General features: G+C 61.4%; 17 protein-coding genes. 13 read left to right on the plus strand and 4 right to left on the minus strand.

Features of this window, described 5'->3' with window-relative positions:
- Positions 1–94: 94 nt before the first annotated feature.
- From fliG to motA, 4 genes are all read right to left on the minus strand, one after another.
- Positions 95–1,135 (minus strand): flagellar motor switch protein FliG, encoded by a 1,041-nt coding sequence (gene fliG, locus QWJ46_RS19310; protein ID WP_064800671.1) that lies wholly within the window; start codon positions 1,133–1,135, stop codon positions 95–97.
- Between the two features lie 27 nt (positions 1,136–1,162).
- Positions 1,163–1,750, minus strand: coding sequence for a flagellar motor switch protein FliN (gene fliN / locus QWJ46_RS19315; protein ID WP_302752978.1), 588 nt, complete (start codon positions 1,748–1,750; stop codon positions 1,163–1,165).
- Between the two features lie 65 nt (positions 1,751–1,815).
- Positions 1,816–2,766 (minus strand): FliM/FliN family flagellar motor switch protein, encoded by a 951-nt coding sequence (locus tag QWJ46_RS19320; protein ID WP_302752980.1) that lies wholly within the window; start codon positions 2,764–2,766, stop codon positions 1,816–1,818.
- Entirely contained in the window at positions 2,767–3,639 is an 873-nt protein-coding gene (gene motA, locus QWJ46_RS19325; RefSeq protein ID WP_020920386.1) for a flagellar motor stator protein MotA, read from the minus strand. It lies immediately after the preceding gene.
- A 254-nt stretch (positions 3,640–3,893) separates the two neighbouring features.
- On the opposite strand from motA, the gene flgF reads away from it, so the two are divergent.
- The 13 genes from flgF (at position 3,894) to fliP (ending at position 12,818) form a co-directional block, all read left to right on the plus strand.
- Positions 3,894–4,628 (plus strand): flagellar basal-body rod protein FlgF, encoded by a 735-nt coding sequence (gene flgF / locus QWJ46_RS19330; protein ID WP_302752983.1) that lies wholly within the window; start codon positions 3,894–3,896, stop codon positions 4,626–4,628.
- A gap of 3 nt (positions 4,629–4,631) precedes the next feature.
- A complete protein-coding gene (gene fliI, locus QWJ46_RS19335; protein WP_302752985.1) occupies positions 4,632–6,029 on the plus strand; it encodes a flagellar protein export ATPase FliI in 1,398 nt (465 codons plus the stop codon).
- Between the two features lie 2 nt (positions 6,030–6,031).
- The gene (locus QWJ46_RS19340) at positions 6,032–6,574 is read left to right on the plus strand and encodes a flagellar protein (protein ID WP_184457269.1); all 543 of its coding nucleotides are present in this window, start codon (positions 6,032–6,034) and stop codon (positions 6,572–6,574) included.
- Positions 6,575–6,734: 160 nt separating this feature from the next.
- Positions 6,735–7,127 carry a flagellar basal body rod protein FlgB gene (gene flgB / locus QWJ46_RS19345; protein ID WP_011424023.1) on the plus strand — a complete coding sequence of 131 codons (393 nt, stop codon included), beginning with the start codon at positions 6,735–6,737 and terminating at the stop codon, positions 7,125–7,127.
- A 5-nt stretch (positions 7,128–7,132) separates the two neighbouring features.
- Positions 7,133–7,549 (plus strand): flagellar basal body rod protein FlgC, encoded by a 417-nt coding sequence (gene flgC, locus QWJ46_RS19350; RefSeq protein WP_064693821.1) that lies wholly within the window; start codon positions 7,133–7,135, stop codon positions 7,547–7,549.
- 3 nt (positions 7,550–7,552) lie between these two features.
- Positions 7,553–7,894 carry a flagellar hook-basal body complex protein FliE gene (locus QWJ46_RS19355; protein WP_302752991.1) on the plus strand — a complete coding sequence of 114 codons (342 nt, stop codon included), beginning with the start codon at positions 7,553–7,555 and terminating at the stop codon, positions 7,892–7,894.
- Between the two features lie 19 nt (positions 7,895–7,913).
- The gene (flgG, locus tag QWJ46_RS19360; protein WP_011424026.1) at positions 7,914–8,702 is read left to right on the plus strand and encodes a flagellar basal-body rod protein FlgG; all 789 of its coding nucleotides are present in this window, start codon (positions 7,914–7,916) and stop codon (positions 8,700–8,702) included.
- 16 nt (positions 8,703–8,718) lie between these two features.
- A complete protein-coding gene (gene flgA / locus QWJ46_RS19365; RefSeq protein WP_064800678.1) occupies positions 8,719–9,201 on the plus strand; it encodes a flagellar basal body P-ring formation chaperone FlgA in 483 nt (160 codons plus the stop codon).
- Positions 9,198–10,319 (plus strand): flagellar basal body P-ring protein FlgI, encoded by a 1,122-nt coding sequence (locus QWJ46_RS19370; RefSeq protein WP_085776956.1) that lies wholly within the window; start codon positions 9,198–9,200, stop codon positions 10,317–10,319. The genes flgA and QWJ46_RS19370 overlap by 4 nt, the downstream gene beginning before the upstream one ends.
- Entirely contained in the window at positions 10,316–10,855 is a 540-nt protein-coding gene (locus tag QWJ46_RS19375; protein ID WP_184457275.1) for a MotE family protein, read from the plus strand. The genes QWJ46_RS19370 and QWJ46_RS19375 overlap by 4 nt, the downstream gene beginning before the upstream one ends.
- Entirely contained in the window at positions 10,852–11,568 is a 717-nt protein-coding gene (flgH, locus tag QWJ46_RS19380) for a flagellar basal body L-ring protein FlgH (RefSeq protein ID WP_064800681.1), read from the plus strand. The genes QWJ46_RS19375 and flgH overlap by 4 nt, the downstream gene beginning before the upstream one ends.
- A 12-nt stretch (positions 11,569–11,580) precedes the next feature.
- Positions 11,581–12,084 carry a flagellar basal body-associated protein FliL gene (gene fliL / locus QWJ46_RS19385; RefSeq protein WP_184457277.1) on the plus strand — a complete coding sequence of 168 codons (504 nt, stop codon included), beginning with the start codon at positions 11,581–11,583 and terminating at the stop codon, positions 12,082–12,084.
- Positions 12,081–12,818: a flagellar type III secretion system pore protein FliP gene (gene fliP / locus QWJ46_RS19390; RefSeq protein WP_184457279.1), complete on the plus strand. Its 738-nt coding sequence runs from the start codon at positions 12,081–12,083 to the stop codon at positions 12,816–12,818. Before fliL ends, fliP begins: the two co-directional genes overlap by 4 nt.
- Positions 12,819–12,866: the final 48 nt, after the last annotated feature.

Here is a 12,866-nt window from a genome sequence, read left to right on the forward strand (position 1 = left end):
TAGAGCGCGGTCTATCGATGAAGGGTAGTCGCCTGTGGCGCGGCGATCAACAGCGGCCTGTTTGCCGGCCGGATTTGTCAACAGTCTCAGAAGGTCAGGCGGCTGCCGAAGCCTCGCCTTCCTTCTCCTTGAGCTCGATCTGGCCTGAGTTGGCCAGGCGAATCGCCTCCTGCGCCACAGCGCGCCGCGCAATCGCGATCTCACGCGGATTGACGCCGCCCATGCCGCTCTGCAGATCCGATTCGATCATGCGGCGCTGGCGCGGACTGATGGCGGACAGAACCGACTCGCGGATCTCGGCCGGCGAGCCGCGCAACGAGACGGTGAGCACGTCGGTCGAAATGTCGTTGAGCAGCAGGACGCGGCTGCGCTGCGGCATATACATGAGGTCCTCGAAGAGGAAGATCTTCGGCCGAACCTTGTTGACCGATTCGCGGCTGATCGATTCGAGCGAGGTGAGCAGCGTATCGACCTGCGGCTTGTCGAGTTCGTTCATAAGATCGGCGACCTTCGTCGAGCCGGCAGCGTTGCGCTCTGCCTCGATTTCGGCAAGCAGCGTCATCACTTGGTTCTCGATGATCTGCGCCGCCTTCGGGCTGACGGCCTTCATGTTGACCGTTCGGTTCATGATGTCGGCGCGGCGGTTGTCGGGAAGCTGCAGCAGCACCTTGGCGCCGAAGGAGGAGGGCATCATCGAAAGGATATAGGCGACGGTCTGCGGATGTTCGCGCAACAGGAACTGTGCGACGAATGCCGGCTCGGCTTCGCTGAGGCGATCCCAGATCGAGGTCTCGTAGGCCTGGAAGGCCGTACGGCGGCCGAGCAGGCTGTCCACCTCGTCGGGGGTCAGACCCTCTTCCAGAATGGCCTCGATCGCTTTGGCATTGTCCATCAGTCCGGCGCCCTCGGTAAAGAGGTCCTCGAACTCGGAGACGAGCGACAGGAGCTCGTCCGGCGGAATGGCGCGCAGCGACTGGGCAGATGCGATAATGGTCTGCAGCTCGGCCTGAGTGAAATATTTCAACAGCCGGCCGGCGACACCCTTTCCCATGGCGAGAAGGACCGCCGCCGCCTTTTCAGCCTGGGTCAACGGTTTCCCGGCTAGCGCGCCGCCGAAATCGTCAAAGTCCATCATGGTCTAACCTCTCCGTCCCCACAGGGATCAGGCTTTTTTCGTACTCGAAACTTCTATCAGCTTCACGCCGAACCGGGTGTCGTCGTTATCAAGAACCGTAATCTCGCCGCGTGCAATCCTGCGGCCGTTCACCATGATCTCGACGGGTTCGCCGATTCTCTTGTCGAGAGCGATCGTCGCTCCTTCGTTGAGGTTCATCAGGCTGGAGACCTGCATCCGGCTGGTGCCGAGCATGATCTGGACATCGATCGGAATGTCCATGATCAGCTCGAAGTTCGAGGTCAGCGCGCTGCCGAGCGGCGCCGATGACGCCTCGAACGAAGAGCTGCCGCCGAAATCCATGCCTGCGGCCGGGCTGGCATTGCCGGCGCCGAAATCGCCGCCGAAATCATCGCCGCCGAAAGGGGAATCCGAAATCTCGCCACCGAAGGCGGCCAGATCCGTTCCTGCCGCGAAGTCATCATTCTCCAACTCGCCGCCAAACTGCGACAGGTCGCTATCGGCATCTTTCTTCAGCACGCCGCGCAGATCGTCGATCGCCTGGTCGAGATCGGCTTCGCTGCCCGGCATATCCAGGGAGAGGTCACTGTTCTGCTGTGTTTTCTTCGTTGCCATGAAATCACTATTCCAGTTGAAACTTGCCTCAAACTGCCTTTGCGGCCCAGAAGCCAGAGAACCGATCAATTCATTAAGTGACGGATGAGTTCGTCATCCGAGTTCATCGTATCCTTGACGCGGACCATGTAGTTTTCGCCGGAGCGCCCGAACTCGCATATATAGAGTTCCTTGCTGTTGGCGCTGACCTCGACGCGTACGTCGCCGCTGTCGCGGAACGGGATGACGTCCCCGGCCATCAGCTTCGATATGGTGCGCAGCGTCAGGTCCTGTAGCCTGATCCTCGCTTCGAGCGTGACATGCGAGCGGCGGACCTGGTCGCCGAGTTGTTCGGTCCATTCCGGCGAATTGCTGCCGGTCTGGCGCTTCGGCTTCGGCGGCGTCACCTTGGTTTTGAGCAGCGCCGTCTGCGGAATGATCAGTGAGAATTCCGAAACAATGCCGGCGAGCGTGATCGACATATTGATGGCGGCGGCAAATTCGTCCGGCTTGTCCTCCGCCGGCCGGGGGCGGGCGTCATGGGCGTGCGGGGCCGAAAGACTGGGTTCGAAACCACCCGGTGCATTCACCGCCGAGCGCAGCACTTTGGCGATCTTGTCGAAGACCATGACCGCCAGATCGAGTTCGATGACCGAGAGCAGCCGCTCGGCCGGCTCCTCGATCGTATCGGCGGTGGCGCCGAGCAGGTGTTCCATCAGCGTGATGATGAAACCGTTGCCGCAGGCAAGCGCGACGTTCTGAGACCAGTTGCGCAGCGTCGCGTCGACGAGCGTGACGTTGTGGCTGAGGTCGTCGACCAGGTGGTTCTTGTAGCCGATCTCGCAGCCGAGATAGCCGACGGTCACGTCGAGACCGGTCTCGCTTTTGATGACGTCGGGAAGGAACTCGCTGTAGACATCCCCGAAGGCGCTGCAGATCTTGGCGACCCTGCCTCTGTCTCCGAGCCCGCCGGTCAGCTTGGCGAGAAGGGCGGGATCCATTGCCGGTTTGTCATGCGAAGCATCGCTCATGGTCATTTAAGCCGCCTTGTTCTCGCCGCCTGGGTTCATCATTTCCTGTTCGACTGCATCGATGGAAGGACGTTCGTAGGCCGAGATCGTCTTGCGGCCGTATTCGAGAGCGACCTGGGGCACCGAGCCGTTCATATAGGCAAGCAGCGTCTGCTTGACGATGACGTAGAGGCGATGCTGCTTGTTGCGGACGACCTTGATCTGAGAGACCAGCGGCGAGCAGACGCAGTAGGACAGGAGAATGCCGAGGAAGGTGCCGACGAGCGCCGAGCCGATCAGATGCCCGAGCACCTCGGGCGAATCGTTGATGTGGGCCATCGCCTTGATGACGCCGAGAACGGCCGCGACGATACCGATCGCCGGGAAGGAATCGCCCATGATCTGGATCGCGTGATAGGGCTTCATCTTGTCGTGCATGATGGTATTGAGCTCTTCGTCCATCAGCGCCTCGATCTCGTGGCTACGGGCGTTGCCGATGATGATCAGCCGCACGTAATCGCAGATGAAGGCCGTCAGTTCCTTGTTCTTCAGAACCGTCGGAGCCTGCTGGAAGATCGTCGATTCGGCAGGATTGTCGATATGGGCTTCGATTTCGTTTCGCGACTTGGTGCGCAGGTCGCGCATCAGCGAGTAGAGTACGCCGAGCGTATCGAGATAATTGCGCTCCTTCGGCACGGCGTGCTTGAAGGCCTCTGCAAGCGCCTTGCCGGAGTCCTTCACCACCTTCATCGGGTTCGCCATGATGAAGCTGCCGAGGCCGGCGCCGCCGATGATGAGAAATTCGAAGGGCTGGAACAGCGCATCCACTTCGCCGCCCATCGCCATGAAGCTGCCGACGATGCAGCCGCAGACAACAATAAATCCGATAATGATGTTCATCGTCAGCCCAATCTGAACGTTGCTTTTCTTCGAGACGGATAGGGTTTCTGCCTTGCGTGAGGCTGATGAAAGGGTCGGTCCCGGGGCATTTCCACGTGCCAGCTTCGCGCAAGCATCTGCCGCCAATCTAAAGGAGACGAATGGGCGCTCGCGCCCGTTTCTGAGATGCCGCCTCAGCGAAATTCCGGCCGAACCAGATCAGACGACGCCCGGCTTTTCGTACCGTTCATCGCCAATGCTTGGAGCTTACAGACATGCAATCCGGTCTTTACGTTTCTCTGTCGTCGCAGATGGCGCTTGAAAAGCGCCTGAACACCATCGCCGACAACATGGCGAACGTGAACACCACCGGTTTTCGCGCCACCGAGGTGAAGTTCGACGAGATGGTGGCGGCCACCAAGAACAAGCTGAACACCAAGGTCGCCTTCGTTTCCCAGGGCAACGACTATCTGAACGAGCAGAACGGCGAGTTGCAGCACACCGGCAACATGCTCGATTTCGCCATTAAGGGCGATGCCTGGTTTGCCCTCGACACTCCCGCCGGCCGTGTGCTGACCAGGGACGGCCGCTTTACGCTCAAGGATACCGGCGAACTCGTCTCGATCCGCGGATATCCGGTTCTCGATGCCGGCGGCGCACCGATCCAGCTCGATACGAAGGGCGGCGAGCCTGCTGTCGGCACCGACGGCATCATCTATCAGGGCGGCCGCCAGGTCGGCTCGCTTGGCCTGTTCGAGGCCGATATCAGCAAGGGTTACCTGCGCTACGAAAACAGCGGCATCATGACCACCGACCAGCCGCGCGCCGTCGTCGACCGTTTCAATGTCGGCGTCGAACAGGGTTATCTGGAAAATTCCAATGTCAACGCCATGCGCGAGATCACCCAGCTGATCGAAGTCAACCGAGCCTTCGAAAGTGTCTCCTCGCTGATGCGCGACAGCGAGGATTCGTTCAAGCAAGCCGTCCAGACGCTTGGGGGCAGCCGCTAAGCAATGAGCACCACGCTGTTGTCCGAGGATGGCCTTTCCCCCAAGCTGGCGCATCTGGCAGGTCTCGTCGACCAATATGCATCGCCGGAACTCGCCGTTGCCCATGGCGGTCGCGTCGAGACCATTGCCGCCGGCCACTATACCGTCCGCGGTCTTTCCCGCCATGTTCGTCTCGGCGAGTTCGTGGCGCATAAATCCGCCTCCGGCGTCCATCTCGGCGAGGTCGTTCGTGTCGAGCCGGAGCTGATCTATGTCTGCCCGATCGAGCCCGGCGAGCCGATCGGCATCCATGATACCGTCATCCGTAAGGGCGCCTTCCGCATCGCGCCGTCGGACAGCTGGTGCGGGCGCACCGTCAATTCGCTCTGCGAACCGATCGACGGGCTGGGTCCGATCACCGAAGGCCTCGACCGCCGCTCGATCTCCAATACTGCGCCGCCGTCGATGACCCGACAGCGGGTCGGGACCGGCTTCAAGACCGGCGTACGTGCGATCGACATTTTTTCGCCGCTCTGCCTCGGCCAGCGGCTCGGCATTTTTGCCGGCTCCGGCGTCGGCAAGTCGACGCTTCTGTCCATGCTCGCCCGCGCCGACGCCTTCGACAAGGTGGTCATCGCGCTCGTCGGCGAACGCGGCCGCGAGGTGCGCGAATTCATCGAGGATACGCTCGGCAGCAATATGAAGAAGGCGATTGCCGTCGTCGCGACCAGCGACGAAAGCCCGATGCTGCGCAAGATGGCGCCGCTGACGGCGGTCACCATCGCCGAGCATTTCCGCGACAAGGGCGAAAACGTGCTCTTCATCGTCGACAGCGTCACCCGTTTTGCCCATGCGATCCGCGAGGTGGCGACCGCCTCGGGCGAACCGCCGATCGCTCGCGGTTATCCCGCCTCCGTCTTCACCGAGCTGCCGCGCCTGCTCGAACGCGCCGGTCCCGGCCCCGAGGGCGCCGGCACGATCACCGCCATCATCTCGATCCTCGTCGACGGCGACAACCACAACGACCCGATCGCCGATTCGACGCGCGGTATTCTCGACGGCCATATCGTCCTGCAGCGCAGTCTCGCCGAAGAAGGGCGCTATCCTCCGATCGATCCGCTCGCCTCGATCTCGCGTCTTGCCCGTAAGGCCTGGACGCCGGATCAGGAAAAGCTGGTGTCGCGCTTGAAGGTATTGATCCACCGCTTTGAGGAAACGAGGGACCTGCGGCTGATCGGCGGTTATCGCCAGGGCGCCGATCCCGATCTCGACATGGCGGTCAAGCAGGTCCCCATCATTTACGACGTCCTGAAACAGTCTCCAGGCGATCGCGACTCGGTCGACGCTTTTGCCGATCTCGCCGGCGCGCTCAAGGCTGCGGCCGGCATGGGCAATCAGGGCGCACCCATGCAGAGGAGATAGACGTGGCTGATTTCGACGATGAACGCATTGCTTCCCTGACGCAGCGCAAGAAGACCGCCACTCTGGATCGGTTTCTCACCTTCGCCGGCCTGGCGCTTGCCGGCGCCTCCGCCTTTTTCCCCTGGTACGTCTTCTTCAATGCCGACAAGTTCGGCATCCATGTCGCCACCAGCAGCAATTCGCGCGAACTGCCGGATTGGCCCGCCCGCAACGTCTTCAGCGTCTCACCGCTGGCCATGGTCAACAAGAACGAGGCGGCCAAGAAGGCTCCGCCGGTCGATCCGCTGACGACGGCGACGGTCTCCGATCTCGGCAAGCAGCGTGACGGCGGCGCGATGCTGGAAGACCAGCCTTTCCCGGGCAAGTCTTCCTTCCGCCTTCTGCACGTGTCCAACGGCCGGGCGCTGATCGAGGATCCCTCGGGCATGTACGTGGTGCGCATCGGCTCGGTCCTGCCCGACGAAAGCCGCCTGGCGATGATCGAGCAGCGCGAGGGCAAATGGGTGATCATCACCTCCAAGGGCGATATCTACAAGAACGATTGAACCTCCTCGCAAAAGCTGAAGACAAGAGGGGCTCCGCCGCGAACCGGCAGGAGCCCTTTTCTATGGCGGCCTTCGGCGAAGCGCCTCGAAGGCCGAATTCCCGTAAGTCCCACGCAAGATTACCGCTCTAGGTTCCGGATAGTAAAAACGGAGAGTTCTCATGCAACCGATCCAACTTTTCGACTTGGCTTCGCGACAGGCGGAATGGCTGACGATCCGTCAGCAGGTTGTTGCCGGCAACATCGCGAATGCCAATACTCCGAAATTCCGCGCCAAGGACGTCACGCCCTTCGATGCCGTGCTGGACAGATCCGACATCACCATGGCGCGCACCAATCCGGCGCACTTCAGCGGCAACGATTTCAGCGACAGCGGCGATATCGACGTCAAGGAAGCGGCCCTCGACCAGGAGATCGGCATTCAGGAATCCGGCAACACCGTCGGTTTGGCCGAGGAGCTTTCCAAGTCGGGTGACATCAAGCGCCAGTACGACCTGAACACCTCGCTGGTCAGCTCCTTCAACCGCATGATGTTGATGACGGTCAGGAAGTAATTGTCATGGATCCGCTTTCCGCAGCTATGAAAATCGCCGGTTCGGGGCTCGAGGCGCAATCGACGCGTCTGCGCATCGTCTCGGAAAACATTGCCAACGCCCGCTCGACCGGGGACACGCCGGGCGCCGACCCCTATCGCCGCAAGACGATCACCTTCGGCCAGCAGATGGACCGCACCAGCGGCGTCGAGACCGTCAACGTCAAGAAGGTCGGCGTCGACGAAGGCGATTTCAGCACCGAGTTCGACCCCAGCAATCCGGCGGCGGACGCCAAGGGCGTCGTCAAATTGCCGAACGTCAACATCCTGGTCGAGATGGCCGACATGCGTGAAGCCAATCGCTCCTATGATGCCAATCTGCAGACCATCAAGCAGACCCGCGACCTCATCTCGTCCACGATCGATCTTCTGAAGAGCCAATAATCAATGATCAGCAGCGTCCAGAATGTCAGCAATCTTTCGATGACCCGCGCGCTCGGCGCCGTCGACACCGAAAATTCCGCTTCGTCCTCCGCAACGACCATGCCGGGCACTGCGGGTGCGGCCAACGGCCTGAGCTTCGCCTCGGTCCTGGGCGGCATGGCGACCGACGCGGTCAGCAGCCTGAAGGGTGCCGAAAGCATGTCCTTCGCCGGCATCAAGGGCACGGCGACGACCCGTGAAGTCGTCGATTCCATGCTCCAGGCCGAGCAGACGCTGCAAACCGCGATTGCCATCCGCGACAAGGTCGTTTCGGCCTTTCTCGAAGTCACCAAGATGCAGATGTAACTGATTTGAGGACGAACACATGAGAGCGCTCGCCATCGCAGCAACGGGCATGGATGCCCAGCAGACCAATCTGGAAGTCATTGCCAACAATATTGCGAACATCAACACGACGGGCTTCAAGCGGGCCCGCGCCGAGTTCACCGACCTTCTCTACCAGACCGAACGCGCCAAGGGCGTCGCCAACCGGGCCAACCAGGCCGTCGTTCCTGAAGGCGCCAATATCGGCCTCGGCGTCCAGACCTCGGCCGTCCGCAATTTGCATCTCCAGGGCGAACTGACGCAGACCGGCAACGACCTCGACGTAGCGCTAATCGGCAAGGGCTTCTTCCAGATCCAGTCGACCGATGGCACCACGCTCTATACCCGCGCCGGCGCTTTCAACAAGAACGACCAGGGCCAGCTCGTCACCATCGACGGCTATGAGGTCCTGCCCGGGATCACCATCCCTCAGGGATCGACCGAACTGACCATCAGCCGCTCCGGCGAGGTCTCGGCCAAGCTGCCGGGCCAGACCGATCCGACCGTTCTCGGACAGCTGACGCTTGCCGATTTCGTCAACGAAGCGGGTCTTCAGCCGATCGGCGACAATCTCTTCCAGGAAACGCCGGCTTCGGGCGAGGCGGTCGTCGGCAACCCCGACGAGGAAGGCTTTGCGTATATGAAGCAGGGTTATCTGGAATCCTCGAACGTCGATCCGGTGAAGGAAATCACCGAGCTGATATCGGCTCAGCGTGCTTACGAAATGAATTCCAAGGTGATCACGACAGCTGATGAAATGGCCTCCATCGTCAGCAAGAACCTGAAGTAAAGGGAAGGGCCGAAACATGATGTTTTGCCGGGCAGGACACATCTCAGGATGGGTGGCGGCAGCCACGATCGCACTCGCGGGCATCATCTTGCCCGTGAACGCGGATGCCGGCATGGGTTATGCCGTCGTCCCGACGACGATCATCTACCCCGGCGACACATTGTCGGGCAGCCAGCTTCAGGAGGTCGAGGTCACCAACCCCAACCTCGCCGGCGATTATGCCAAATCGATTTCGCAGGTCGAAGGTCTGGTTTCCAAACGCACGCTGCTGCCGGGCCGCACGATCTCGGTTTCAGCTTTGCGCGAGCCCTATACGGTGACGCGCGGCTCTTCGATCCGTCTGGTCTTCTCTCTCGGCGCCATGACGATCTCCGCCGCCGGCACGCCGCTCGAAGACGGTGCGACGGGGCAGGTGGTCCGTGCACGTAATATGGATTCCGGCGTCATCGTCAGCGGCACGGTGCTTGCGGACGGCACGATCCATGTGAGGGCGAAATGAAATTGTTCTTCCGTATCGTCACCTTTGTTGCGGTTGTCGCCATGAGTTTGGCCGACGTGGCGCCCGCCTGGGCGCTGACGTCCCGTATCAAGGATATCGCTTCGCTTCAGGCCGGCCGCGATAACCAGCTGATCGGGTACGGCCTCATCGTCGGCCTGCAGGGGACCGGCGACGGCTTCCGTTCCTCGCCCTTCACCGAGCAGTCGATGCGGGCAATGCTCCAGAATCTCGGCATTTCGACGCAGGGCGGCCAGTCCAACGCGAAGAACACCGCGGCCGTGATGGTCACCGCCAACCTGCCGCCTTTCGCAAGCCCCGGCAGCCGTCTCGATGTTACGGTGAGCTCGCTCGGCGATGCGACCTCGCTGCGCGGCGGCACGCTCGTCATGACCTCGCTTTCCGGCGCCGACGGCCAGATCTACGCTGTCGCCCAGGGCTCCGTTATCGTCTCCGGCTTTCAGGCGCAGGGCCAGGCGGCAACGGTGACCGAAGGCGTCACCACCGCCGGCCGCGTGCCAGGCGGCGCGATCATCGAACGTGAACTGCCGTCCCATTTCAAGGATTCGGTCAATCTCGTCCTGCAGCTGCGCAATCCCGACTTCTCGACGGCGATCCGCATTGCCGACATCGTCAATGGCTATGCCTCCGCGCGCTTCGGCGGCCCGGTCGCCGAAGCCAAGGATTCGCAGGAAGTGGTGATCCAGAAACCGCGCACGGCCGATCTCACCCGGCTGATGGCCGACGTCGAAAACCTCATCGTCGAAACCGATACGCCGGCCAAGGTGGTCATCAACGAGCGCACCGGAACGATCGTGATCGGCTCCGATGTCCGTGTCTCGCCGGTCGCCGTCAGCTACGGCACTCTGACGGTTCAGGTCACCGAGACACCGCAGATCATTCAGCCCGAACCCTTCTCGCGCGGGCGGACCGCCGTTCAGCCGCAGACCGATATCGCGGCTGAGCAGACCGGTGGGCGCGTTGCCATCATCGACGGTCCCGACCTCAGGACCCTTGTCGCCGGCCTCAACAATATCGGCGTGAAACCGGATGGGATCATCGCCATTCTCCAGGGCATCAAATCGGCGGGCGCCCTGCAGGCGGAGCTTGTGCTGCAATGATAACGATCCTGAATCCTGACATGACCGTGCTGCAGCTGCTGCGCCGCCTGGCGCTGCCGGCAGCCGGCCTCGTCCTGCTGTCGATCCCTGGCGCCTTCGCACAGGAGCATCCGGAGGGAGACATCACGTCTCAGGACGAGATCAAGCAATTCTGCACCAACATCGCCGATCCCGCCCGTGACCAGCGCTACCTGCTGCAGAAGCAGGAGCTGGAAAGGCTCCGCGCCGACATTGACGCCCGGATGGAAGAGATGGACAAGCGCAAGGCCGAATATCAGGACTGGCTGAAGCGGCGCGACGATTTCCTGAAGCAGGCGGAAGCCGGCCTCACCGATATCTACAAGAAGATGAAGCCGGATGCGGCGGCGCTGCAGCTGCAGGATATGAACATCGAAGTGGCGTCGGCCGTGATCATGCGGCTCGGCCCGCGCCAGTCGAGCCTCATCCTCAACGAGATGGACTCGAAGAAGGCCGCGGCCATCGCCAGCGTCATCGCCAGTGCGTCCGATCCCAATACGTCGAAGGATCCTTCATGAATATGCGTTTCCCGGCCGCGATCGCCGCCCTCGCACTCCTTGCGGGCTGCCAGTCTCCGACGGCAGTCAGCGAGATCGGCCGCGCGCCCGCCATGAGCCCGATCGGCAGCGGCCTTGCTTATGGCCAGACCCCGCAGATGGCGCTCTATCCGAAGCAGCCGCGCGCCGTGGCGCAGGGCTATTCGCTGTGGAGCGATTCGCAGGCCGCGCTCTTCAAGGATGCACGCGCGTTGAACGTCGGCGACATCCTGACCGTCGACATCCAGATCAACGACAAGGCCTCCTTCGACAACGAGACCAACCGCAGCCGCAAGAATTCGAGCGGCATGAACTGGGACGTTAATGCCCAGATCTTCGGCTGGACCCCGGAATCGAAGACCGATCTGACCTACGGTTCGGATACCAGCACCGACGGGAAGGGCAAGATCGAGCGCACCGACAAGCTGACCCTTCTTGTTGCGGCCGTCGTCACCGGTATTCTCGAAAACGGCAATCTGGTCATTTCGGGTTCGCAGGAAGTCCGTCTGAACCAGGAGCTGCGCATCCTGAACGTCGCCGGTATCGTGCGTCCGCAGGACGTCAACGCCGACAACCAGATCTCCTACGACAAGATCGCCGAAGCCCGCATCTCCTATGGCGGCCGCGGTCGCCTGATGGAAGTGCAGCAGCCTCCGCGCGGCCAGCAGGCCGTCGATCTCTTCTCGCCGCTTTGAGGCCGAACGACGATGGCAGACGAAGACGTAAGCGCAGGTCAATCGAAGAAGAAATCCGGCCTGATGACGATCATCGGCATCGCCGTCCTGACGCTCCTCGGCGCCGGCGGCGGCTGGGCGGTCGGCACGATCGTCGCGCCCGAAGTCAAGGGCGCCAAGGAGGTAGAGCAGGCCAAGGAAGCCGATGCCAAGAAGAAGGCCGAGGAAGGTCTGGCGCGCATCTCGACCGAGGCCAACAACGTCGTCCAGCTCGAGCCGATTACATCGAACCTTGCCTACCCCTCGGAAAACTGGGTCCGACTCGAAGTCGCGCTGCTGTTCAACGGGCCGCCCGACGTCAAGGTCGCCGAGGACATTCACCAGGATATCCTCGCCTATATCAGGACGGTTTCCCTTCAGCAGATCGAGGGGCCGCGCGGCTTTCAATATCTCAAGGATGACATCCAGGAACGTGTTGACCTTCGCTCGCAAGGGCGGGTATCGAAGGTCATGTTCAGGACCTTTGTCATCGAATGATTCGTTTCATAGTTTTCCTTGCCGCCATGATGGCGGTGCCGGAACTGGCGGTGGCACAGCAGCTGCCCACCGACTTGTTGAACGTGCCGGTCGATGGCTCTGTCGCCGCCTGGATCATTCGCACATTCGGGCTGCTGACCGTACTTTCGGTCGCGCCGGGCATCCTGATCATGGTGACGAGCTTCCCGCGTTTCGTCATCGCCTTCTCGATCCTGCGCTCGGGGATGGGCATCTCCTCGACGCCTTCCAACATGATCCTCCTGTCGCTGTCGCTGTTCATGACCTTCTACGTCATGTCGCCGACCTTCGATCAGGCTTGGCAGAACGGTGTGCAGCCGCTGCTTGCCAACCAGATCAACGAGACGGACGCAGTGCAGCGCATCGCCGAACCCTTCCGCACCTTCATGGCGGCCAATACTCGCGACAAGGATCTGGCGTTGTTCGTGGATCTCGCGCGTGAACGCGGACAGAATATCCAGACCACCGATCCGATCGATTATCGGGTGCTGATCCCTGCCTTCATGATTTCGGAGATTCGCCGCGGCTTCGAAATCGGCTTTCTCGTCGTGCTGCCGTTCCTCGTCATCGATCTCATCGTCGCAACCATCACCATGGCGATGGGCATGATGATGCTGCCGCCGACCTCGATCTCGCTGCCTTTCAAGATTCTCTTCTTCGTACTGATCGACGGCTGGAACCTACTCGTCGGCAGCCTGGTGCGCTCGTTCAGCTGATCGGCTGGCCCGTCTCTATTTGGAAAAAAGAAAACCCCGCCGGATCCG

The sequence above is a fragment of the Rhizobium sp. CBN3 genome, from assembly GCF_030518245.1.
GTDB lineage: Bacteria > Pseudomonadota > Alphaproteobacteria > Rhizobiales > Rhizobiaceae > Rhizobium > Rhizobium aethiopicum_A.

What these genes read in the sequence shown, in the direction of transcription:
- fliG (WP_064800671.1), bottom strand. Translation starts at nt 1,135, where the DNA reads ATGATGGACTTTGACGATTTCGGCGGCGCGCTAGCCGGGAAACCGTTG.
- fliN (WP_302752978.1), bottom strand. Translation starts at nt 1,750, where the DNA reads ATGGCAACGAAGAAAACACAGCAGAACAGTGACCTCTCCCTGGATATG.
- QWJ46_RS19320 (WP_302752980.1), bottom strand. Translation starts at nt 2,766, where the DNA reads ATGACCATGAGCGATGCTTCGCATGACAAACCGGCAATGGATCCCGCC.
- motA (WP_020920386.1), bottom strand. Translation starts at nt 3,639, where the DNA reads ATGAACATCATTATCGGATTTATTGTTGTCTGCGGCTGCATCGTCGGC.
- flgF (WP_302752983.1), top strand. Translation starts at nt 3,894, where the DNA reads ATGCAATCCGGTCTTTACGTTTCTCTGTCGTCGCAGATGGCGCTTGAA.
- fliI (WP_302752985.1), top strand. Translation starts at nt 4,632, where the DNA reads ATGAGCACCACGCTGTTGTCCGAGGATGGCCTTTCCCCCAAGCTGGCG.
- flgB (WP_011424023.1), top strand. Translation starts at nt 6,735, where the DNA reads ATGCAACCGATCCAACTTTTCGACTTGGCTTCGCGACAGGCGGAATGG.
- flgC (WP_064693821.1), top strand. Translation starts at nt 7,133, where the DNA reads ATGGATCCGCTTTCCGCAGCTATGAAAATCGCCGGTTCGGGGCTCGAG.
- QWJ46_RS19355 (WP_302752991.1), top strand. Translation starts at nt 7,553, where the DNA reads ATGATCAGCAGCGTCCAGAATGTCAGCAATCTTTCGATGACCCGCGCG.
- flgG (WP_011424026.1), top strand. Translation starts at nt 7,914, where the DNA reads ATGAGAGCGCTCGCCATCGCAGCAACGGGCATGGATGCCCAGCAGACC.
- flgA (WP_064800678.1), top strand. Translation starts at nt 8,719, where the DNA reads ATGATGTTTTGCCGGGCAGGACACATCTCAGGATGGGTGGCGGCAGCC.
- QWJ46_RS19370 (WP_085776956.1), top strand. Translation starts at nt 9,198, where the DNA reads ATGAAATTGTTCTTCCGTATCGTCACCTTTGTTGCGGTTGTCGCCATG.
- QWJ46_RS19375 (WP_184457275.1), top strand. Translation starts at nt 10,316, where the DNA reads ATGATAACGATCCTGAATCCTGACATGACCGTGCTGCAGCTGCTGCGC.
- flgH (WP_064800681.1), top strand. Translation starts at nt 10,852, where the DNA reads ATGAATATGCGTTTCCCGGCCGCGATCGCCGCCCTCGCACTCCTTGCG.
- fliL (WP_184457277.1), top strand. Translation starts at nt 11,581, where the DNA reads ATGGCAGACGAAGACGTAAGCGCAGGTCAATCGAAGAAGAAATCCGGC.
- fliP (WP_184457279.1), top strand. Translation starts at nt 12,081, where the DNA reads ATGATTCGTTTCATAGTTTTCCTTGCCGCCATGATGGCGGTGCCGGAA.